Annotated in this window: 26 protein-coding genes; 17 read left to right on the plus strand and 9 right to left on the minus strand. The window is 43.0% G+C overall.

All coding sequences use genetic code 11. The features are described 5' to 3' along the window. Positions 1–41: 41 nt before the first annotated feature. The 3 genes from GTQ48_RS10715 to GTQ48_RS17540 form a co-directional block, all read right to left on the minus strand. Positions 42–392, minus strand: a complete 351-nt coding sequence (locus tag GTQ48_RS10715; RefSeq protein WP_163106695.1) for a DUF2750 domain-containing protein — start codon at positions 390–392, stop codon at positions 42–44. Positions 393–406: 14 nt separating this feature from the next. Then, entirely contained in the window at positions 407–1,243 is an 837-nt protein-coding gene (locus tag GTQ48_RS10720; RefSeq protein ID WP_163106696.1) for a LysR family transcriptional regulator, read from the minus strand. A 126-nt stretch (positions 1,244–1,369) separates the two neighbouring features. Next, positions 1,370–1,540 carry a hypothetical protein gene (locus GTQ48_RS17540; protein ID WP_200883172.1) on the minus strand — a complete coding sequence of 57 codons (171 nt, stop codon included), beginning with the start codon at positions 1,538–1,540 and terminating at the stop codon, positions 1,370–1,372. Positions 1,541–1,938: 398 nt separating this feature from the next. On the opposite strand from GTQ48_RS17540, the gene GTQ48_RS10725 reads away from it, so the two are divergent. Together GTQ48_RS10725 and GTQ48_RS10730 are read left to right on the plus strand one after the other, a co-directional pair. Continuing rightward, positions 1,939–2,292 carry a MaoP family protein gene (locus GTQ48_RS10725; RefSeq protein WP_163106697.1) on the plus strand — a complete coding sequence of 118 codons (354 nt, stop codon included), beginning with the start codon at positions 1,939–1,941 and terminating at the stop codon, positions 2,290–2,292. A 207-nt stretch (positions 2,293–2,499) separates the two neighbouring features. After that, positions 2,500–3,243, plus strand: a complete 744-nt coding sequence (locus GTQ48_RS10730; RefSeq protein ID WP_163106698.1) for a PRC-barrel domain-containing protein — start codon at positions 2,500–2,502, stop codon at positions 3,241–3,243. Positions 3,244–3,319: 76 nt separating this feature from the next. On the opposite strand, the gene GTQ48_RS10735 is transcribed toward GTQ48_RS10730, so the two are convergent. Continuing rightward, positions 3,320–3,631, minus strand: coding sequence for an ArsR/SmtB family transcription factor (locus tag GTQ48_RS10735; RefSeq protein ID WP_032096621.1), 312 nt, complete (start codon positions 3,629–3,631; stop codon positions 3,320–3,322). 174 nt (positions 3,632–3,805) lie between these two features. Between GTQ48_RS10735 and GTQ48_RS10740 the strand changes: the two genes are divergently transcribed. The 13 genes from GTQ48_RS10740 to GTQ48_RS10805 all read left to right on the plus strand — a co-directional run bounded on the left by GTQ48_RS10740 (position 3,806) and on the right by GTQ48_RS10805 (position 16,062). Then, a complete protein-coding gene (locus GTQ48_RS10740; protein WP_163106699.1) occupies positions 3,806–4,156 on the plus strand; it encodes a rhodanese-like domain-containing protein in 351 nt (116 codons plus the stop codon). A gap of 54 nt (positions 4,157–4,210) precedes the next feature. Further along, positions 4,211–5,143, plus strand: coding sequence for a LysR family transcriptional regulator (locus GTQ48_RS10745; protein WP_163106700.1), 933 nt, complete (start codon positions 4,211–4,213; stop codon positions 5,141–5,143). A 959-nt stretch (positions 5,144–6,102) separates the two neighbouring features. Continuing rightward, positions 6,103–7,437 (plus strand): sigma 54-interacting transcriptional regulator, encoded by a 1,335-nt coding sequence (locus GTQ48_RS10755; RefSeq protein ID WP_163106701.1) that lies wholly within the window; start codon positions 6,103–6,105, stop codon positions 7,435–7,437. Positions 7,438–7,450: 13 nt separating this feature from the next. Further along, entirely contained in the window at positions 7,451–7,687 is a 237-nt protein-coding gene (locus tag GTQ48_RS10760) for a hypothetical protein (protein WP_032096625.1), read from the plus strand. Then, complete coding sequence (locus tag GTQ48_RS10765; protein WP_163106702.1) at positions 7,680–9,194, plus strand: sensor histidine kinase; 1,515 nt, start codon at positions 7,680–7,682, stop codon at positions 9,192–9,194. Before GTQ48_RS10760 ends, GTQ48_RS10765 begins: the two co-directional genes overlap by 8 nt. Beyond that, the gene (locus tag GTQ48_RS10770) at positions 9,184–9,636 is read left to right on the plus strand and encodes a response regulator (protein WP_163106703.1); all 453 of its coding nucleotides are present in this window, start codon (positions 9,184–9,186) and stop codon (positions 9,634–9,636) included. Before GTQ48_RS10765 ends, GTQ48_RS10770 begins: the two co-directional genes overlap by 11 nt. A gap of 11 nt (positions 9,637–9,647) precedes the next feature. Further along, on the plus strand, positions 9,648–11,813 hold the full coding sequence (locus GTQ48_RS10775) for a response regulator (protein WP_163106704.1): 2,166 nt from the start codon (positions 9,648–9,650) through the stop codon (positions 11,811–11,813). Between the two features lie 366 nt (positions 11,814–12,179). Further along, the gene (locus GTQ48_RS10780; protein ID WP_163106705.1) at positions 12,180–12,497 is read left to right on the plus strand and encodes a DUF883 domain-containing protein; all 318 of its coding nucleotides are present in this window, start codon (positions 12,180–12,182) and stop codon (positions 12,495–12,497) included. A 2-nt stretch (positions 12,498–12,499) separates the two neighbouring features. Beyond that, positions 12,500–13,069: a hypothetical protein gene (locus GTQ48_RS10785; protein WP_163106706.1), complete on the plus strand. Its 570-nt coding sequence runs from the start codon at positions 12,500–12,502 to the stop codon at positions 13,067–13,069. Positions 13,070–13,195: 126 nt separating this feature from the next. Further along, positions 13,196–13,438 carry a hypothetical protein gene (locus tag GTQ48_RS10790; RefSeq protein WP_239060083.1) on the plus strand — a complete coding sequence of 81 codons (243 nt, stop codon included), beginning with the start codon at positions 13,196–13,198 and terminating at the stop codon, positions 13,436–13,438. A gap of 24 nt (positions 13,439–13,462) precedes the next feature. Then, on the plus strand, positions 13,463–14,071 hold the full coding sequence (locus GTQ48_RS10795; protein WP_163106708.1) for a CC0125/CC1285 family lipoprotein: 609 nt from the start codon (positions 13,463–13,465) through the stop codon (positions 14,069–14,071). Between the two features lie 231 nt (positions 14,072–14,302). Then, positions 14,303–14,947 carry a phosphoribosyl-AMP cyclohydrolase gene (locus GTQ48_RS10800; RefSeq protein ID WP_163106709.1) on the plus strand — a complete coding sequence of 215 codons (645 nt, stop codon included), beginning with the start codon at positions 14,303–14,305 and terminating at the stop codon, positions 14,945–14,947. A gap of 254 nt (positions 14,948–15,201) precedes the next feature. Next, positions 15,202–16,062 (plus strand): bile acid:sodium symporter, encoded by an 861-nt coding sequence (locus GTQ48_RS10805; protein ID WP_163106710.1) that lies wholly within the window; start codon positions 15,202–15,204, stop codon positions 16,060–16,062. A 121-nt stretch (positions 16,063–16,183) separates the two neighbouring features. On the opposite strand, the gene yfbR is transcribed toward GTQ48_RS10805, so the two are convergent. Then, entirely contained in the window at positions 16,184–16,843 is a 660-nt protein-coding gene (gene yfbR / locus GTQ48_RS10810; protein WP_163106711.1) for a 5'-deoxynucleotidase, read from the minus strand. A 437-nt stretch (positions 16,844–17,280) separates the two neighbouring features. Between yfbR and GTQ48_RS10815 the strand changes: the two genes are divergently transcribed. Together GTQ48_RS10815 and GTQ48_RS10820 are read left to right on the plus strand one after the other, a co-directional pair. Then, the gene (locus tag GTQ48_RS10815; protein WP_032096636.1) at positions 17,281–17,457 is read left to right on the plus strand and encodes a DUF1328 domain-containing protein; all 177 of its coding nucleotides are present in this window, start codon (positions 17,281–17,283) and stop codon (positions 17,455–17,457) included. 42 nt (positions 17,458–17,499) lie between these two features. Then, a complete protein-coding gene (locus tag GTQ48_RS10820; RefSeq protein ID WP_032096637.1) occupies positions 17,500–17,748 on the plus strand; it encodes a hypothetical protein in 249 nt (82 codons plus the stop codon). Between the two features lie 257 nt (positions 17,749–18,005). Here GTQ48_RS10820 and GTQ48_RS10825 read toward each other — a convergent pair whose 3' ends face one another. Genes GTQ48_RS10825 through GTQ48_RS10840 form a run of 4 tightly spaced genes read right to left on the minus strand, consistent with a single transcriptional unit; the run spans position 18,006 to position 21,651 of the window. After that, positions 18,006–18,224: a hypothetical protein gene (locus tag GTQ48_RS10825; protein ID WP_163106712.1), complete on the minus strand. Its 219-nt coding sequence runs from the start codon at positions 18,222–18,224 to the stop codon at positions 18,006–18,008. Then, positions 18,225–21,041 carry a DUF349 domain-containing protein gene (locus GTQ48_RS10830; protein WP_163106713.1) on the minus strand — a complete coding sequence of 939 codons (2,817 nt, stop codon included), beginning with the start codon at positions 21,039–21,041 and terminating at the stop codon, positions 18,225–18,227. Then, positions 21,031–21,324 (minus strand): YeaC family protein, encoded by a 294-nt coding sequence (locus GTQ48_RS10835; RefSeq protein WP_032096640.1) that lies wholly within the window; start codon positions 21,322–21,324, stop codon positions 21,031–21,033. Before GTQ48_RS10835 ends, GTQ48_RS10830 begins: the two co-directional genes overlap by 11 nt. Beyond that, positions 21,325–21,651, minus strand: coding sequence for a zinc ribbon domain-containing protein (locus GTQ48_RS10840; protein WP_163106714.1), 327 nt, complete (start codon positions 21,649–21,651; stop codon positions 21,325–21,327). It abuts the gene before it with no gap. Positions 21,652–21,850: the final 199 nt, after the last annotated feature.

Consider the following 21,850-nt stretch of genomic DNA (forward strand, 5'->3'; position numbering starts at 1 on the left):
GGCCATAACATGTAAACGATAAATCGAACGGGAGGATCACCCTACAAAGATTCTGCAAACTCCTGTGGAGACATCACTTCACCTTCTTCTGCCGGCACAGGGCACACAATAACCATTAAGTTGTCTTGGGTCATTCCAGGCACCCATTTTGTCAAAAATTCATCAGTAGTCAGTTCCATCGCCTCACAATGGTCCCAGTCATCCGTTGCCCAAAGAAGGGCTAATTCAGCATCAGGCCATACCGGCACGCCGTCGTCTTCATCGGTGGTTAGCATGACGCAACCGTGCTCATCTTTAAGAATAAACAACTTCTGCTGTGATTTAATTTCGGCAATACTTGCCTCTAAACGTTGAAACGCGTTTTTTTCTAACATTGGGTGTAATGATGACATATTTTTCTCGCTACTTATTTCGGGGCGATAGAAGATACGCTGGTTATAATATCAGCCAGTCCTATTCGTCTTATTTGTTTCATAGTGTGAAGGTAAACCTTCAATGAAACATCGTCGATGGGCTCAATTAGCGTTAACGGTGCCCTATCTCTTAATTGTGATTCTACATTTACCGGTAATACCGCAATTCCCCCTTCAGTGCATAAATTATTAAGCGCCAATGAAAGGGAGTTTGTTCGTAATTTTGCATCTCGCAGCTGCGGATAAGCGGTGAGCAACCAATCTCTTGCCTTTGCGCCCCAGTCTATCGCCACAAATTCCTCGGCGTTTATCTGGGAAGAAGGCTCGCCAACTCGATATAGACCGAGGGGCTGCTCAAACAAAATTACACTGTTAACATCTTCCGATTTAAGCGGCTCTGTTGAAAAAGCGAGGTCGGTAACCCGCTCGTGAAGCTGACGGGATAACGCATCTAGCGTGAGTATGTCTGCTTTTACGGAGAAGTCAGGAAAATGTTTGTGAAGATGAGTGAGGGTTTGCGGTAAAAACAAGTCGCTTGCTAATTGCGTGGCGCCGCACACCGCATATTCAGAACTCTGCACCTGCAGCTCTTGCTTTGCATCATTTAACGTAGCGCAAAGCTGTCGAGCAAAAGGCAGCAACTTTTCCCCCGACTGGGTTAGCTGAATGCTGTTTCGCTGACGAATGAAAAGCGTAGTGTGAAAATATTCTTCTAAGAGTTTGATTCTGGCGCTTACTGCAGACTGAGTAAGGTAGAGGTTTTCGGCAGCTTTGCCAAAATGGCGTGTTTTAGTCACCTCAATAAAAGTGGTGAGAAAGCGAATATCCATGCTTGCAGTACAACCAGCGTAATATAAAACCAAATTTGACTAAATGATACGTTAATTGAGGCGAAAAGCACAGTATCGCGCTACCAATTGATAGCGCGATATTATCTATTTAAATGATGAAGGAGATCAGTGTTGTGTTTCGTCGTGCGAACGGCGCTGCTTGTTACGTCGCAACATGGCGCGCTTTTGCATAGCCTTCACACTTTTCTCTCGTAAAGTATTGGGCTTTTTAGAATGAAACTCACCTTCGTCTGCCGCATTCCATTCATCACTTTGAAAACGATAGTCTTTGCTCATTAGTGTCTCTAGGTTGTAATCACCCTATGATTATTGCCGCGGAGATTTTAATTGGAAACGAAATTTTATTATCGTAGCGATAATAAATATTGTTTCTTAAAATGCCGGCTTAACACCATGCCTAATTGTTCAACATTTTGCGTAGTGCCTAGCGTTAAAACCGGTAAAAAAGCCAATCAGAAAATCAATTTAACATCTAAAATTCATACATTTAAAAACAATAAAGCCAATTTTTTACACCTAGCTTTTGCAAAACGAAACTCACATTATCGGCAGTTTTTTAATTTTCACATAAGCATCACTTTTTTTTATTGATAGGAAAAAAATCTTTTGCTTTATCTCAGCAAAAACATGTTTTAAAAGTGCGCTGTGGAATTAACAACGTTGGAACTATTATCATGAGCACAGCGATTCGTCCTTCAAGCAAACCCTTTGTAGATCGTCGAAAGTTTCCTTATGGCTTTAAAAAATCAGGAGACTTTAGTATTTCCGAGGCAAATATTCTCACCACCTACGGCAGTACTCTGCTTGGCCTAGAAAGCGGTGACTTGAAACCCGAAACAACAGACGAAAAGCATTTCGTTAAGTTTGTAAACGGTAAAGCTCAAGCATCCGGCAGTATCGAAAAAACGTGGGCGAAGTATGTTCAGCTAGCAAGAGGAAGAAAGCAGTTTTTTACGTTGCATAGTAGTGCTAGTAATCAAGCGGATTATGATGAATCCTACTCTGACGACGAGTTCGATGTAGCCTAACCCTCAACATAACGTATTAAAAAAGCTCGCAAATTTGCGGGCTTTTTCGTTTGGGTAAAATGATCTCAATCAAGAAGTCAGCAGAACAAATTACAAACATGATGTTTTATAGATAGAAGTGACTACACTTATTACAGAGAAAATAATGCATGCTTAACGTAACGGCAGCCCATTTTTTCTTATCAGCCGAGCAAAGGAGGCGCAAAGATGATTATAAGTTCAAAACAACTCACCCAATATTCTATACATGCCACAGATGACAAGATTGGCGGCGTAAAAGATATCCTCTTTGACGATGAAACCTATACAACACGCTACTTAGTAGCAGATACCAACACTTGGTTACCGTTGAGCAGAAAGGTAGTGATATCTCCAGTATCAGTATCTCAGGTTGATGTTGAAGAGGAAAGCGTACACGTAGACATGACCGTCGACACCCTTAAAAATAGTCCATCGATTGACGAACACAAGCCGGTTTCACGAGAATATGAGGAGCATTTGTTCAAGTATTTTGGCTATGGCTATTACTGGATTGGTCCCGGAGCATGGGGGGAATACGCACACCCTAACGAATTAGTGACTTCGCCAACCGATGAAGAGGCAGAGAGCGCGCTTCCATCAAACTCAACTAATCATTTACGGGCATGCGGCGAAATTGATGGTTATGAAGTTGCGACTACCGACGATAAGGTAGGTCATATTAGTGATTTTCTGATCGATACGAAAACATGGCAATTGGTTATGCTAGTGGTGGATACCAACAACTGGCTGCCAGGCGGCAAACATTTGGCATTGTTACCTAGCGATATTAAAGAAATTGACTGGGCGGCACACCATGTGGCGGTAAACTTAAGTCATGACGATTTAGTACAACGTCCTGAAGTGGATAATGACAAGTTAGGTGATGGGCATTACATTGCTGCACTTATCGCACAGATTGCTGAGACTTAATACGGGGATAAAAAACTGCGTCCGCCTATTAGCGGACGCAGCGTGGGCTTACAGCAAAAATCGATACGCGCTAATTCTATTCACAGAAAAATTCATACATAAGCGCAATTAAACGCTTTACTCTTTCATCAGATAATCGATAGAAAATAGTTTGACCTTCCCTTCTCGTTGCCACCATATTGGACTCGCGCAACAACGCTAAGTGCTGCGATATAACAGGCTGTGAAACGCTAACAACCTGCAATAATTCAGACACAGACTTCTCTTGCTTGAGGAGAGAACAAAGGATCATGAGCCTAGTCTTGTTCGCAAATTGCTTTAGAAAAAATTCCGCTTCGGCAGAATGTTCCATCATCTCGCTTGGGCTTAACACAACTTCTTCAGACATAAGGGCTTCCTAATGACATTAACTTTACCCATGAATCTACCGCTTTATTATACTAAAGTATAAGCTTTTTTGATAAAACAGTTAAAATAGACGCTAAAATGACGATATTATCTTGTCTTAAAGTAATCGTAACCATACATTAGTTTATATTTATATTAATTTTTGGGAAGTAAAATGCTGATTGACGTAAAAACACGTTTAGAAAATATTGATGTGGATATTCGAATTGTCTCGGCAAAAGAGGCAGCAGACGAAATGAAAACTAACCAAGGGCTGTTAGTCGATGTTAGAGAACCAGCGGAAGTGGCAGAAAACCATGTAGACGCCTCACTTCATATTCCGCGAGGCATATTAGAAATGAAAATGCTAGAGCTTGAAAAAGATGCAGCAAAACCCATCTACCTGCATTGTGCATCAGGGGCACGAGCTAAGCTTTCAGCTGAACAACTCATTAAAATGGGCTACGAAAACGTATCTGTTATTACCTGTTCATTAGCGACCATCAAACAAGTTCACCGCACATAAATGCAAAGAACTGTATATACTCGAGTTTATTGTTTATATAAGAGCGGTTGAAGTATGCTGAAGTCGACATTAGAGCAATGGAGAATGTTTAAAGCCGTGGTGGATGCTGGCGGCTTTAATCAAGCGTCTTTGGTGGTACATAAAAGCCAATCCAGTGTCCATCATGCTGTTCAAAAGCTAGAAAATGCCATAGGCGTGGTGCTATTTGAAAACAGTGGTCGCAAGGTCAAACTCTCCCCCCAGGGAGAGGTAATGTACCGCAGGGCCACTTTTCTTCTTGATGAAGCTCAGAAACTAGAGTCTATTGCTTATAGCCTTCGCTCAGGCACCGAAACCACGTTGCGAGTAGCGGTAGATATCATTTTTCCCTCACACCTTCTTTATAATGTGCTTAATAAAGTTTCTGAGGAATTCCCTCTTTTGCGCGTGGAGTTGGAAGAGACGGTGCTTAGCGGCAGTAATACCTTACTTTCAAGCGGAAATGTAGACATCGGCATTTCTCCTTTCTTATACCCCAGTGGTTTCAGTGAGGACCTTTGCGAAATAGAATTCGCGGCGGTGGCACATAAAGACCATCCCCTACATCAACTCAACCGCACCTTAACCCTCGAAGATTTGAAATCTCACAGGCAAATTGTAGTTCGCGATTCATCAGCAGAACGCAAAGTAGACGCAGGTTGGCTTGGCGCTGAGCAGCGCTGGACCGTAAGCCATATAAGAACGTCGGTTGATATTATTGCTCAAGGGCTTGGGTTTGCATGGCTACCAATAGCTATTATAAAAAATGAGCTCGAAAGCGGGTTATTAAAGCCGTTACCACTTAATAACAATGCAGCGTTAAGAAAGGCACTGCTTTATCTATCTTTTGAAGATGGTGACGCACTTGGTCCTGCCGCAAGAGCCTTCATTGGCGAACTTCGCTATCAGACCATGCAGCTGCCCACCTCTGATTTTATGGATTGGGATTGTATAGAGACCGATACGTAGCTATGGCGTGTTGATCTTTGCTGTACATTTTTGCAGCGGTCTGTGAGCTATTCAAACAAGGCGAATGGTTGAAGATCTAGCGGGCTAAATCGAAACCATTCAACGCAGGGTAAATAGCTCACAGGCGCTGCCCGAAGGGGGGCGTTATGGAAGCATTTTACTCTTTGTCGCCGCTTTTTTTATTTGGGCCCTTTGACTTAGCCCACTAGGTCTATAGGACTGTTTCGAGATTAAAATGCTTCCATTTAGCCCAAAACTCGTAAAACAAAGATCAACACGCCCTTATACAAAGCGGGTAATATTTGCAAACCACCGAGTAATATTGTCATGCTATTGGTGAAAATCACATTTCTCAGCAGCTGTGTTGCCTGTTTTAATAGGCATGTTTTGCCAGTAACGAACTTAAAAATCGTCGATTTTCAGATAATAATTAGGCGATATGTAAATAATAGCTAACCATACAATGGGCAACAAGTAAGATGAGTTGTGCCATTTGACCTGTTTAAAGAGCGGGTGGTTGTTGCACAAACGCCCTTGCCTATATGCTCTTTGCCCTATATTGGCCCTGTATTAAAACGATATTAGTACTCCGGCAGTTACACCACTCACAACAGCTCTTATACCTTTCTTACAACCGCACCTAAAAAACAGATAAAGAGGGTCTCGAGTAAAACCACTGCAAAGGGAATGATTTTTGCAAAACTCCCTTTCAAAATAGTGCTTGTGCCATGACAAATAAAAACCGAGCCAAAACACCAACATGCCTTCGGGTAAAGGTTATAAGATGACGGAAATACCGATGCGTGTTTTATGTTCACATTTCAGGGCATTAAATAAAATTACAATGCAGAGGTCACATCTTCCATACTTAATGGTAGACTTTTGTCTTAATGCGAAATTATATAATTGATATTGTTCCAGTTTTCACATCTATGGAATAAAAAAAGAGGGAATCTCACGTGCTTACCGTATTACTTGTCGACGACGACGCCGAATTTACAGAAGTAGCTTGTACCATTATTGAGTTTTTGGGCCACGAAGTGCTCACGGCGGCTACGCTTCAAGAAGCAAGAAACTGGCTAGAAAAAGAAACGTTCGACCATATCCTACTCGACTTCATGTTGCCAGACGGCAGCGGAGCGCACTTGTTCGACGAATTAGACGAATTAGAAAAGCGCCCTCGTGTGACACTCATTACCGGTCACCCATCAGTTAAAAGCGTTATTAAAGGATTGTGCGGACCAAATATTGACTATCTTGTTAAACCGATTCAGCGAGAAGACATAGAAGCGGTATTAACAAAAAAATCTGAAAAAGCCGCACCGAAAAAAGCAAAAATTGAAAAGCACTTCGATCTTCTTATCGGTGAATCGCCGGCAATGAAAGATCTTTACAAGCTGATATCACGAGTGAGTAAAACCAGTGCAAACGTCATGCTGCTAGGTGAAAGTGGTGTGGGTAAAGAAGTGGTCGCTGCGGCAATTCACAAAGCATCTGACAGTGAGGGTGCCTACGTGGCAACTAACTGTGGTGCATTTTCAAAAGAGTTAATTGCCAGTGAGCTATTTGGCCACGAGAAAGGCGCTTTTACTGGCGCTGTGGGTCGCAAAGAAGGTGTATTTGAACAAGCAGAGAGCGGCACGCTGTTTTTAGATGAAATTACCGAAATGCCAATCGATATGCAGCCTAATTTACTGCGTGTTTTAGAAAACAAAGTGGTGATACGCGTGGGGGGTACCAAAACCATTCCCGTCAATTGCCGCGTTGTATCAGCCACTAACAGAACCATGGAAGAGATTGCGCAAAGCAAGGTGTTGCGAGAAGACATCTACTTCAGACTAGCCGTATTCCCCATTACCATTCCACCGCTTCGCGAAAGAAAAGAAGATATTGCTCTTCTTGCAAAGACTTTCATTGAAGAGTTTAACAAAGACAATGATGCCAAATTTAAATGGGACGATACCCAGCTTGATACTCTGCAGGCCTACGATTGGCCGGGCAACGTGCGAGAGCTTCGTCACTTTGTTCACCGCGCGGCAATAATGAGCGATCCAGAAAGTAATGTATTGGAGTTGCCGAAAACTATTGAATCTCCTTTTGCACAAAAGCAAAGCACAACCCCCTCTTTGCAAGCAGGCCGAACTATTGAAGATGTAGAAAAAGAGCTTATCTACGCCACGCTTGAAAAAGTGAATGGCAATAAGACAATGGCAGCTGAAATGCTAGGCATCAGCACCAAAACGCTATACAACCGACTGCATGCCTACGGCGATTTGACTAAAGACGAGCAGTAAAAGGCCAAATAGAATGACTGACGAAGAATTTTCGACCATGAGCGTTTTTGTACACGACGCTCGTAAACCGCTAAATCGCATTTCGATGCAGGCGGAGTTAGTGAAAATGGCGCTCAATGGCGATATCCCACCTCAAAAAGCTCTTGAGGCACTAGACAAGATAATTGCAAGCGCAAAAGACTGTAGCAATACGCTAGCTGAAATGACCTTAAAGATGGGTGAGTCTGCATCGGATGGGTCTGATGATTAACAAAATTCTATCGTCTCTCTATAGCTGGATATTGATGGTAGTGTTGGTGATAACGGTTATAACCGCGAATTCATTTTACGTTGTAGACACGTTGGATGAGTTATCTGCACTTGAAGCAAAATTATTCAGTACAAATCGTATTATTAGCGCCGTCAACAAACTTCATGTAGTGTTACTTCGTGCAGAATCAGGGCAAAGAGGCTATTTACTCACCGGTGATGAAGCCTATTTGATGGAGTACACCGAAACGCTTAATACGTTTTCATCTGTAGCTGAAGAGGTTGAGGTCAGCGCGTTTGCCTCAGACACCCCTGAACAGACTGACCGAATAAGTGAATTGCTTGTTTTAACCAAACAAAAAATCAATAGCATGGTCGAGATTGTAGAGCTAGCTCGTTCAGACCAGCGCGCTCAGGCCATTGACCTTTTGCTTTCTGACCGCGGTTTACTTTTGTACAATCAATTTGAGCGTATTTTTGAAGAAGTAGACAGTTCTGAGCGAGATATCCAAGGGACTCACTTGGCTAGCTTAATGAAACTGCGTCGCGACTCCGTCAACACGTTAATTATTTCATCAGCCACTACCCTGCTTCTTATTATAACTATCTTCCTGCTGCTTAAAGTTAATGCCAGAGAAAACGAAAAGCACCAGTCTGATCTTGAAGGGATTAACGAAGAATTAGAAGCTAAAATAGCAGCGCGCACTCAAGAGTTAAGTGTATATTCTGATGAACTTGCGAGAAGCAATAGGGAATTAGAAGACTTTGCTTTTGTTGCCTCGCATGACCTTCAAGAACCTTTAAGAAAGATTCGCGCTTTCGGCAATAGAATAGAATCTGGCTATGGCGATGTTATTGATGAGCGAGGCAAAGACTTTCTCGCAAGAATGCTTAACGCTGCTGAGCGTATGTCTATGCTCATTTCAGATTTGCTTTCATTCTCTCGCGTGTCCACCCGCGGTAAAGATTTTGTAGACGTAGAGCTCAACGCTATTTTTTCTGGAGTGTTGAGCGATCTTGAAATCGCAATTGAAGAAAAGTCTGCACAAGTTAACGTGGAGGATATGCCGGGTATTCGCGGTGATAAATCGCAGTTAGAGCAACTATTTCTGAACCTTATCTCTAATGCCCTAAAATTTCAGCCAGCCGACGTGGCACCAGTAATAGACATAGCCTGTAACGAGCTTACCAGTGATGAACAAAGCACATTACTGAAGTCTGATGAGTATCAGTGGATTAAAATTACCGTTACTGACAATGGTATTGGCTTTGAGCAATCTTTTGCCGAAAAAATATTTGCACCATTTCAACGATTGCACGGTAGAAGTGAGTATAAGGGCACAGGGATTGGACTTGCGGTGTGCCGACGGATTGTAGAAAGACATAACGGAACCATAGCCGCCACCAGTGAACCCGGTAAAGGTGCTAAGTTCGATATAATATTACCCCTAGACAGCGAGCCTTTCGGCTCAGATAACGAAAACGGAGAGTCTTCGCATGACGCGTAAACAAGCCCAATCAATCAACATTTTAATGGCCGATGATGACGAGGATGATCGTTTACTCACCGTTGATGCACTTAAAGAATCTCGTGTGTTAAACACACTTTTTTGTGTTGAAGATGGCGTAGAGCTTCTTGAATTCTTGCGCCATGAAGGCAAGTACGCCGATGCCGAAAAGTATCCGCGCCCAAGTCTGATTTTGCTCGATTTGAATATGCCTCGTAAAGATGGCCGTGAAGCACTTCAAGAACTAAAGAACGACCCTAAACTGCGCAGTATTCCCGTGGTTATTTTAACCACCTCGAAAGAAGAGGAAGACATGTTGCGTGGCTACGACCTAGGTTGTGCCTCGTATATTACCAAGCCAGTGAATTTTGAGGGTTTGGTTGACCTAATGCGAGCACTTGGTCGCTATTGGATTGAATTCGTAGAACTACCACACGAGTAGCGGAGTACTAGATGGCAGAGGTAATAAAAATTCTATTGATTGAGGATGATGAAGATGACTACTTCCTTACCTCTGACTATCTAGAGCGGTGCGAGTCTCCACAGTTCAGGCTTACATGGGTAACTGACAGCGACGCTGCGTTAGAAGCGCTGAAAGAGGGCTCATTCGATTTGTGCTTGCTCGACTTTTTATTGGGCGCAGAGAATGCGCTCGATGTGTTGAGTATTCTAAAAGCAAACCAGGTTAACGTACCCGTTGTTATATTGACGGGCCAATCTGACACTATGGTTGATGAAATGGTAATGCGTGCGGGGGCCGCGGATTATTTACAAAAGTCTGAAATTGAGTCCCCCCGCTTTATGCGCACTATTCGCTATGCGCTTGTTCGAAGAGACATTGAAAACGAGCGGATAGAACGCAATAAAGTAGAGCAAAAAAACAAAGCAAAAGACAAATTCCTTGCCCACTTAGGTCACGAATTAAGAACGCCACTTACCTCAATATTAGGTTACACAGAGCTATTGATTGACGACGCTAGAAATAGTCCGTTCCAGCAAGAGTTATCAATTATTCACTCGAACGGTAAACACCTCTTGAGCCTGCTTAACGACTTGCTCGATATGTCTCGCATTATGGCAAACAAACTGGAGTTAAATGTAAAGCGAGTCAACTTAGCGGCATTTCTCACCGATATACACTCCTTGATGCAGATGAATGCGAAAGACAAAGGACTCAGTCTCAATGTGGTTGCTAAAACCAAGATGCCAGAGTTTATCCAGACAGATCCAACACGCCTTCGCCAAATATTGATCAATTTAATTACCAATGCGGTGAAGTTTACAGATAACGGCACCATTACACTTACCATTGAAATTGAAAAGCCCGATGTGGACGACAAGGATGTGGAAGGGCAGTCTGTTCAGCCAGATAGCGTATTGCGATTTACCGTGGACGATACCGGTATTGGTATGGCGCCTGATAAACTTGAAAATATCTTCCACCCTTTTGAACAAATTGAAGATGTGATGCGAGCTAATCATGGTGGTGCTGGCCTTGGGCTCGCAATTTGTAAAGAGTTAGTCTGTAAACTCGACGGTGATATTTCAGTGACATCTCGCATGGGAGAAGGCAGCAGCTTTAGTTTTTATATTCACCCAGGGGATATAACTACTCAGCCATTAGAGGAACTTGCCTTAGGTCAACTTTCAATTGTTGAGCCAGCTAACTTAAATTTAAAGTTGACTGGGAAAGTGCTTATTGTGGACGACCTTAGAGAAATAAGGCGTCTTACTGGTCACTTAGTCAGTCAATCTAAGGCCGATGTTAGCTATGCGGAAAATGGTGTTAAGGCCCTTGAAGCAGTGTTACAGGCTGACGAGCAGAACGCCCCTTTCAACTTGGTACTCATGGACATCCATATGCCAGTAATGAATGGTATTGAAGCCCTTCATGCCATAAGGCGACATGGTAAAAACCTCCCTGTTGTTGCAGTTACCGCGGCGAGTCGAAAAGGACTTAAAGAGTCGCTAATACGCGAAGGCTTTAACGATGTTATCGGCAAGCCTATTGATAGATTTACACTGGCCAGCTTGCTGTCACTTTACTTACCTGCAGACAACCCTATTACGTTTTCTAATGTTGAAGCTCAAGTATCGAACATGCCGACTACAAAACCTTTTGCCCCTGAGTCGGCATCGTCACATCAGCGTAGCAGCAACTTAGATATTCCAGAACTATTGAAAGCGCGAACCTCTTTTGTTTCACAGCAAACTGCAGAGCAGACAGCGGATGAGGTGACAAAGGATGAGGTGACAGAAAAAGACACGGCAGAAAGTAGTACAAAGAAAGTATTAGTTGTCGAGGATGACGAAGACGCCGCAGAGTTGCTGCAATTGTTTCTAACGCATCTTGGGTGCGATGTTGTAAAAAGCCTGTGTGGAAATGATGCTTTGCAAGCGATGAGTGAACAGCAATTTGACCATGTTCTTATGGACTTAACATTGCCCGACTATGATGGTTACGAGCTAGCAAAAGAATTAAAAGCGCAGCAGCGTAACTGCATACTGACTATTGTTAGCGGGCATCAAGCAGATAAAGATATTATGTCAACAATTGGCATCGATAGCGCCTTGCTCAAGCCGGTGACGAAAGATGACTTAGAGAGTGTTATTGCTTGAGCCGCTAATTCAATATAACGACTGATCTATCCACAAAAGGCCTACGCACGAGGGGCCTACTCCCGAAAGCCCTACTCAAGAAAGGCCTAGCCACGGATTAGCTAAGCCGAAATGACTACTTAACCTAGAACTACTTAGCCTAGAGTTACTCAGTCTCGACATGCTTTTCTGCGTAACTTTTATCCGCGAAATTATTACAGGGTGTTCACAATACTGTGTGCATCTTTCCTGCCTCTTTACAGAAGCGCTTGCATCAACACTTACTTTATTCATATATATCAATGTATTACTATATTTTCACACAATGGTACAGCCATTGCTTTAGTAATAGGGAAAGATGCATTTAGTAAAATCAAGGAGAATACTATGGCTACACAAACAGCTAAAAATACATCGGCAAAAGCAAATACTTCTAATGAGCAAGGTCACCCAGTTACGGATCAACTGAAAGAGTCTCTTCATCAGTCTGTAGACAAGCTTGCAGATAACGCGAGTGTTGCTGAAGAAAATATTCGTCGTACCGCTACGTCGTCGGCTGAGAATATGTCAGAGCGTAAACGTCTTGCTGAGCAGAAATGGCAGGCATCGTCAGTACGTAACTATGCCGTTGAAAATCCAGTGGCAACAGCCGGGCTTGCGTTTGCAGCGGGCATGCTAGTTACTTCATTATTCCGTAAGAAGTAATAATGGCGACAATACCTGATTTTCATAGCGCTCATTTTACAATGAGCGCAGAAAATCCGTTTCGCCTGACTCCACCATCGGAACAGGTGCTCTACCTTATTGATGGAGACAATGCTGTGATAGCGGTTAACGCTGATGGCAGCGTTAGTACTGGATTTAGCGACGCTTCCCACAAAGATAAAAAAAATTTAGATGAACAACAAACTCCCTACCCTGATCCATCCTATGAAACGGTTATTGACGCACTTAAAAATGCGGCGAAACAGCGAACCAAACAGGGTACGGCCTATTTAAGCTTGCTAAATAGCGAAATGATGCTCATCAAAAAATCGCTGTTTATTTCAGTTTTTGCAGCGCTTGCCGCTTTTGTTATTGGCATTGTGTGCTGGCTGCTCGTAAACGTAGCGATTGGCGGCGCGTTATACTCATTCGGTATCAGTATTATTTTTATCGCTACTATCTTGTTGTGTTTTAACCTTGGGCTCTGCATGTTGTTTTGCCGAATTGCGAAAAAATCGTTGCACTTCGCTAGCTTTGAACGGCTTATCGCATTATTTAAGCGCTCTCTCTAAGCACGCTTTTTAATGAAAACATCTAACCCAACATCTAATCCAAAATCTTGCAAGAATTACGCTATAGTTTAAAGGACATCCAAAATGGTAGACGTATTGTTAAATAAATTTTTGTTGAAGAATAACATGACTGACATTGCACAAAAGGAACGGGACTTTTATGCGCAGCGTCATCATGCTCACCTTGCCGAAAAAACAGCAAAGCAACAATGCCGATACTTAGTGGGCAAACCAGAAATATTGTTAGGTATTGTAGGGTTAGGTGCCTATAAAGGTATGTCTGATGCAAAACCAAAAGTGAAGAGTAACCGTAAAACTGCACTCATTACGATAGGCAGAACTGCTTTGCTATCGCTGTTTAAATTATAATTGTGTGACGAAAGGAAGTAGTAAATGCGCCGTAAGTTGGAAAAAAACGCTCTAAAAAGCAGCCACGTAAAATTGAGACCTACTCACTTACTCTTAGGCGTGGGCATTGCAGTCACCGCTTTACTAACAGGCTGCTCGTCAGTACCTGTTGCCACGCCAACGCCTTATAAATCGGCAAATTCTGAACAAAGTTACGGCTATTCAAGCGAGAAGCTGGGCAATGGTGAATACCGTATTTTATTTAAGGCATCGGACAGAACACCTGCTGATAAAGTGCAGCAGTATGCGCTGCGTCGAGCGGCAGAAATAGCAAAACAAAATAACTTCGGTTATGTTGCAGTAACAAAAACCAACATCACTAAAAAGCGTGTTCTTGCTCGCGAGGTTATCATGAGCGACGATGAGCCCGTGGTTTTTCCGTCAGATAAACAGTGCACCATGTCAGGCTGTTCAGATGTTGCGCAACCATCTACTGTGCCCAATCCAAGTGATATTGAAAAAACGGCAATGAAAGATATATACTTTTCAATCGTTACCTCAATGTCAAATGACGAGCAGAGTTTAGGTGCAAACGCATTTTCGGTATCTGAACTTCTTGCAACGCCACTTGATGAAGAAAATAAAGGTTACTAATACGTAGCCTTAAAAGAATTCATTCGATGCATTGTTAGTCAGGTTTCAGCGCATCGGATGCCTCCCCTTCATTGAACGCGTTTAAGATTAACCCTGCGTTAATCAGTTTTTAATCCTCTGAAAAAGTACACGTCATACGTTGTGTATATCCTTTAGCTATCGCATTGCAATAAGTTCGATATTGCACATGCTTCTAGCAAAATTATTGTTATTAAATTTAGGATGTATGCTATGAAAAATGTAAAAGCAACTCGCTCAAAAATTACCGCTGCTATCGCCTCAATCCTGTTAGCGTCTGCATGCAGTGCTGTACCCGATACTCAATCTACCCAAAGTGGGGCGCAAGCAAAGGCTTCGCTTACTGCAGAAGCACTAGACAACTCGTTACTGTATTCAAACACCTGCATTACGGAAAGAGAGGTCATTGCTGCACAAAAAATGTGGGGGAACGGCATTGTCAGAATCGGCTCAGTGTTTACTAATGGCGGCGACTATTCTGATGAAGCTGCTGATTTTATCCAAGATATGTATGGGTACGATCTGAGTAGTGTACTGTTTAAACCAACGTTGGCAGCCGATGATCAGTTTCGTTCAAGTTTCGATGCCGCTCTTTCCTATTTTGTGGGCGGTAACGATGCCTACGATGAAGATAAGGGCTTCGCAATAAAACCGTATACCAACGTGAAATTTGATAATGTAGGCATTATCAACAATAGCTGCAAAATGGCGGTTGCCATGGGCAATTACTTTTTCACAGATACCAATGGCGGCGAAACGAAAGTGGAATATACCTTTGCCTATGTTAAAGACAGTGATGGAAACTTACGTATCGTTGCTCACCAATCGTCGTTACCTTACAACCCCACTGCCAGCTAGCCTGCCTAAGCCGTTTCTTAACATGGGCTTTTCAAATGAGCCTTGTGAGTTGAGCTTGGCGAATACGGTATGCGCATAGGGCTTGGCGAATAGCGCTTGGCAGTTTTCATTAAAGCACCCGATATAAATTTTTGCTTATTTTATCATTCATAGAATTAATCAATCTTAATAACGGGTCATCACTTCTTTCTATTGTTAAACAGAGTAGACTAGCGGCACTATAATAATAAGTTGTTGTTTTAAGGGGCGTATGCGTGCAGGCATCTGTACTTACTGAGGTATTACTACCTCTAGCGTTGGCGTTTGTGATGTTCGGTATGGGCTTAACGCTAACCATTTCTGATTTTGAACGGTTACTTAAAGCGCCTAAAGCTATTTTGACCGGATTCTTGGGTCAAATCGTTTTGTTGCCCCTACTCACTTTTGCTATTTGTTTCGCGTTTGAACTGCCGCCCTATATTGCTGTGGGCATCATGATTTTGGCAGCATGCCCTGGAGGAACAACGAGTAACTTAATAAGTCATATTGCGAAAGCTAATCTGGCGCTGTCTGTAAGTTTAACCGCTATCTCCACTATTGCCTGTGTTTTTACCACGCCTTTCATTATTCAGTTCGCTATCGACTACTTTGTAAAAGAGAATGCGCCTGCTTTCTCTGTTGTTGAAACCGTGTTGGGACTTATTGGCGTGTCTATTTTACCCGTAGTGATAGGCATGATCATTCGACGTCTTTTCACAGGCTTTGCGACAAAGACGGAAACTTTTTTTCGTCAGTTTTCAATGTATTTTATGTTGGCAATGATTGTGGGCGTACTCGTGTCGGAGCGCGATAACTTAGCGACTTCATTTGAAAGCGCATTTTTAGTATGTCTCAGCCTTAATCTTAGCTCTGTGTTGATGGGATTAATACTAGCAAAAATATCCGCAGCTTCTTTTAAAGATTCCCTAACCCTTGCCATTGAGATAGGTGTTCAGAACGCGGCTCTCGCTATGTTGATTTGTATCACATTTTTAAAAGCGCCTGACTATGCGATCGCGCCAGGCGTGTACGGTATTGCAATGTATATAGGCCCTGCTTTGCTTGCTATTTGGGCAAAACGTAAGAGAATGAAATAAACAGCATCATCGGTAATTTGCTTTTTGAATACCGCTTTTAGAATGCCGCTTTTTAAATGCTGCTATCAGCGTTGACTTCCCTGTCGCGAATGCTTGCAGTACACACATAGGCTTGTTTGCTTTACTCACCGCTTTCGTTACTATCAAGATGGAGCGTGTTCGCTCGCTCTATCCACTCTAAATCTTTTGTTTGCTCATCTAGGGTTCCCTTAGCATCTTCAAGGAAGATTTGGCAGAAATAGCCAACGGCGGGTAGCTTTTCCTTATAGCGCTTTAGCTGCACTTCCATTTCTTGCATCGCGTTGGAGAACTCAGAATTCGACTTGGATAGCTCGTAGTCACATTTCAAATAAGCACAGAGCACATCAGCAGCCTTCGCAAGCGTCACATGGACATCTTCCTTGTCTTGCTCAATTAGCGATTGATATCGCTGCTGGAGTGCTTCAGGTAAAGTCTTTATTAGCATAGCTTCAAAACGACGTTCTAACTTTTTAATTGCCGCAGTGGTTTCAGGATCGTGGTATTTAACCGGACTTGGGATATCGCTCATCCCCGCTATTTCACTTCCCTCGTGAAAAATAGCCATTGCCGCCACACGATCTGGGTCCACATCTTCGTTAAATACATCACATGCAATGGCGCCTAGCATATGCGCTACCACCGACGCCTCATAGATATGAGTCGATAGCATTTCATCTTGGAACTGCGCCATTAGCGGCCAGCGCTTGACGTTGCGCGCACGCTGCATAAGCCCAATAAATGCCGAATGTGTATTTGCCATAAACGCCGTCTCCTGTTTTAACGAATGGTGCTATCTGAATAACTTCAAATAAATAATTGTGCAGATGACCATTTATCATCTGCTCAATTCTGATAACTAAACTCTATCGCCTTGTTACCTATGTGCGCAACGCAAATTGCATAGTCCTTATTACATAGAGCTTATTACTAAGCCCCAATTGCATAGCTTCAATTACATAGCCGAGCAATTTAATAAGAATGTAAAAAATGCAATTTACCTGTAACTATTGTCTATACACTGTGAACTTCACACCAAGCAAAAGTGCAGAAAATAAAATTACTTTAATATTTTCAATGATTTGCAATGTAGGCACGAAGATAGCATTAACTTATGTAACAATAGCTTAGATATAGCAGAAGCTTAATCATAGCAACAGCTATAGCTAACGTAACGGAAGCAACAAGAGGGAATAAGTCATGTTAGGTTGGGCAATCACATTTTTTATTATCGCCATTATTGCAGCAGTTTTTGGCTTTGGAGGCATCGCTGGGGCAGCAACAGGAATTGCACAGATATTATTCTTTGTATTTGTCGCCTTTCTTGTCATATCACTTCTAGTGAATGCCTTACGCGGTAAAGCACCGAAAGCGTAAACAACATATTATATAAAGTAGTAATTGAAAAGGAGTAAGGACATGAGTTCATTCAAGAATTTATTAAAAGTAGTAGCAGCATCAGCATTTGTACTTTCACTAGCAGCATGTAGTGAAAACGACGCGGAGAGCGCAGGCGAAGAACTTGACGAAATGGTCACAGACGCTGGCAATGCGCTTGAAGATGGCGGCGACAAAATTGGCGATATGGCCAATGATGCAGGTAATGCCGTAGAAGATGCATGTGAAGACGTTAAAGAAGGCGTTGAAGCAGAAGACGACGACTGTTAATTTGCAAGTGTTATGTAAATGCGTAGTAGTGTAGCTAGATTACAAACCTGGCTACACACTAACACTACAGAATCAAAAAGGGCCGGTTTTTACCGGCCCTTCTTATGTTTGCGTGTGCTAAGCGTTGGTTGTCTTGTCTCTGATTAACCTGGTCTTTGCTTAACTTAGTATTTATTTGAACAGGCTTTGTTTGTCCTTGGTCTTTGTTTAAACTGAGCTTATTTAAACTAAGCTTGGCTGACGCAAAGAGAACGACGTTAAGAAACCTCTATACCGCCGAGCTCCCTTGCCAAGTCATCGAGTATCGACAGGGTTTCATCAAACTCACCCACAATATAGGTGTACTTCACACTAACATGATGATCGGTTTGACCAAACTTAGCCCGTAACCCGTCTGCATCAACATGTTTTACAGTATTGAGAAATCGATACGCTGACATCTCTGTATCAAATTGAAACTCTACACTATTTTCCATCTATGCCAACATACTCGGATTGTTATCGATAATGGTAACTACACGCTGTAAAAGACCGCTTTCGTCTTCTTTCACTTCACCATGTTGCAACCAATCGCTCAATATTTCTTGGGCCTCTGGGGCTTCACCTTGCTCAAGTTTTGCCGTCATCATTTGAAGCTGCACACTCGAACGTACCGATACATCAGATTGCGGACTAGGCATGCCGCTTGCCACCTCTAACGCTACCGTCAACCACGCTCTATCGTGCCTCGGCGCATTTGATGCACTAGCGTTAGTCAGCAAATTTGACCAGCGTTTACCCAAGGTTTCTAAAAGTTCCTCCCTAGCCTCAGGTTCATCATTTTGCAGCAACCGAATAATGGCATGAGCTCGCGCCTCTATCACTTTTGTGTCATGTTCACGCTGCATAGACTCTCTTTGCTTAAAGAGCGTCTCAAGCTTGCGCTCTAACTTGACTCGCTGTGGTTTTGGCAGTGCTAACATGGCTTCTTGAATAGGCTGAACTGCACTTTGAAAAGTACTGTCATCACCTTCTACAGAGATAGACGCGATAGAAGACAACAGCTTTTCAGCTTGCTCAGTATACTCACTAGTTTGCGCTTTACGCTGAGTTTTCAAACGTTCGAAAATAGCATCATTACTGGCTTTAAATTCTGCCCACAATCGGCTTTCTTCGCGCTTACCAGCATGTCCAATACGCTTCCATTCTTGCTGTAGTTGCTGCGCAGACTCTGCTGCATCGCTAATATCATCAGAATCTTGTAGCGCATTAACCTTATCCACTAGCCTTTGCTTAAGCGCCTGGTTGTCACTTTGCCAGGCATAAACGCGCTTTTGAAGGGGGGAAAACACAGCCTTCCACTCGACTTTGAGTTGCTCGTAAGCTTGCTTTTCAACTTGACCGCAAGCTCGCCACTGCTTAGCAAGCCTATCGAGGGTCTTGCTTAATTCAGTAGGCTCAATGTCTTCGGGTACGGACGCTACTTTTTCAATAATCGAACGACGCAGTTCTAACGCTGCAGCTCGTTCGGCATCTAATCTAGCGTAATGCTCTCTACAAGGCTCGAACGCCTTTTCTAGTGCATTATCAAAATCCTGCTGCAGCGCTGCATTTTCTTGCTCATTGTCACCTGCAGATGGTGTATTCAGCGATAACCATTGGCTGCGTAAATACTTTATCGACTCACTGCGCTGTTTTATGTTCTCTGCTGGCGTAGCGGCCAGTTCTTTGGCCTGTTCAACTAAAGCTGGTTTTCGCGGCGCGGCGATATAGCTCTGCCAGCCTTCTAGCCTGGCTATGTCGTCAGCCGTCTTCTGAAAACGCTTATCGATGTCTTTCTTTAAACTTTCAGGCAGCGAAGCAACATTATCAGACAGCTTCTTAAACTTAGCCATCGCCGCACGAAACTTACCCTGTGAAACTAGATTATCAACAATGCTTATTTGCTTTCTAACGTGTCTCAGTTCGTCTTGGTGCTTTGACTTAGCGGCTTTTTCATCGGCTCTCACTTGCTTAGTTGCTACCTTAAAACGCTGTAAAAGCGCCTTAGGCTGCGCAATAAGTTCGCGACTGATAGCTGAGTATTCCTCTATCGCCGTATCAAATTCGCTGCGTAAGTCGCGCTTTTGTTCATCACTCACATCAGCACTGTTTAATTTTTGCGCCACGTCTTCAACGACGTTCAGTCTAGACAATAACTTTTGACCGTACTGCTGCTGCATAGAGAAAGCTTCAAGCTTTGTATTTAGTCCATCGACAGCTAATTGAATCTCGTCGACTCGCTTGTCATTGCTGCCAAGCTGCCCCAACTGTTCCAGCGTAGCCTCAACACCTCTTACACTTTCATTTACCGTTGCAACATCGGCTAACGTGGCATCACACAAGCGCGTGTTGAATAACCAACCTACTTGTTCTTTCGCATGGGTTAGCTGCTGTTCGCAAAGGGCTTGTGTATTCGCAAGTACCGCCGACTTTTGCTTCTCTTCCCACGCAGGACGGATCCTGTCTACATAGCGCGTAACTTGCTCAGTTATTTTGCTACGCTTTTCTTCGAACTCTTGTTTATCGTCAGTTGAAAGAATGCCCGCTTGTGCAAACAAGCCTTCCAGCTCACTGTGGTAACTTGATTGCAAATCTACAACCTGTTCAACATCGGCCTTATCAAGTAGCGCACGGTATTTAGATAAGCACAGCGTAAGTTGCTTTTTAAGTTCTACAGGCTTTTGCTCTGCCGCCCTTATTTCATCGATTCGGCTATTGATTGCATCAAGCGTAGAGGAATCGCTCAGTTTCTTTGCCCATTTTTGCAGTGTATTGGTCTGAGACTGACTACTAATAAGCTGACGTTGTAATTGGCCATTATTTGCGTGTAAAAAAACGTGTTGCGTAAACGAAGGCTTATCGACTTTGGCTAATAGCGCAAAGGCCAACTCAGTATTGCCTAGCAGTTCAGGCTCACGCTGGACTACATCAATGATTACATCCGCACTTGCCGTTTCTTGCAAAAACGAAGACTTTTCCTCTGCGCTGAGGGCTGCACTTCCTTTGCCTGATATCGCTTCATTCACACAGTGCTGGGCCGCTTTTTTTACTTTTGTAGACTTGGCAATTTGTGCCATCTTTTGCCATAGCACAAAGCTATTTAGCTTTGCCAATGCCGCAAGACTAACGTCTGCGTTATCATCGTTAAAAGCCAGCTCATGTAATATGGTTTTGTCTTGAGGTTTTTCCGGTGAGAGTTTTTCAATGGCTTCCAGTCTTTTTTCTGGCTTTTGACTGGTATGAGAAGGAGCAAATATACGACTAAATATCATCCTGTTTGAACCGCGCTATCGTGTTGTTATCATTTTGGTGGTCCGATAGAGAGCGTTTGAAATCGGCTTTGCTTTTATGCACAATTTCGCCACCCTCACCTACTGTCATGTGCTCAGACGATTTTTCAATTTTCGCCTGATACAACATCACTGCCTGCATTGTGCTGGCTTTTTGCTCTTCGTTAAGTGGCGTTCCATCAACCCACTTTCCGGTCTCTACGGCTTGACGCAAGCGTTCGTAAACCTCTGGCGTCATGCTACTAACTAGTGCATCTATATTCATTTATGAGAAACGCTTTATCATTACAATTCGAGCTCGGTTTACGAGGTACCAAACGAAACCTACAATAGCGCCTAAAATAGCGAGGTTGTGCTGCAAATCACCCGGTCTAGTTCCCCCCCAATACATAAAACCAAAACTTGCCACAAATATCAGCATAGCCAGCAGTGATTGATTTTGAATGCTTTGAAGTTTTTGAAAACGGTTAAGGCTTTGCTTACGCTCAACATCTTCAGACGTTGCATCGCCAATTTTAAATCCGCAGTGTGGACACTCTTTTGCCTTGTCAGATGTTTTTTTCTTGCACGACGGGCAGTCAACTAATGCCATGTATTGCTCCTGTTTATTCGCTGCGAGTAAGAAACGAAAACAATACGCCAGCGCGTACTATTATCTCGCGGACGAGTATCATACTGAAGTTGATTACAACAATGAAGTCGGATCATACACTTCGCAAACAAAAATGCGTGTAAGGGCTATTCTAAGAATAACGCCGAAACACGCATTTTATTACTGTTTAGAAGCTGAT

It is taken from the genome of Alteromonas genovensis, from assembly GCF_010500895.1.
GTDB lineage: Bacteria > Pseudomonadota > Gammaproteobacteria > Enterobacterales > Alteromonadaceae > Alteromonas > Alteromonas genovensis.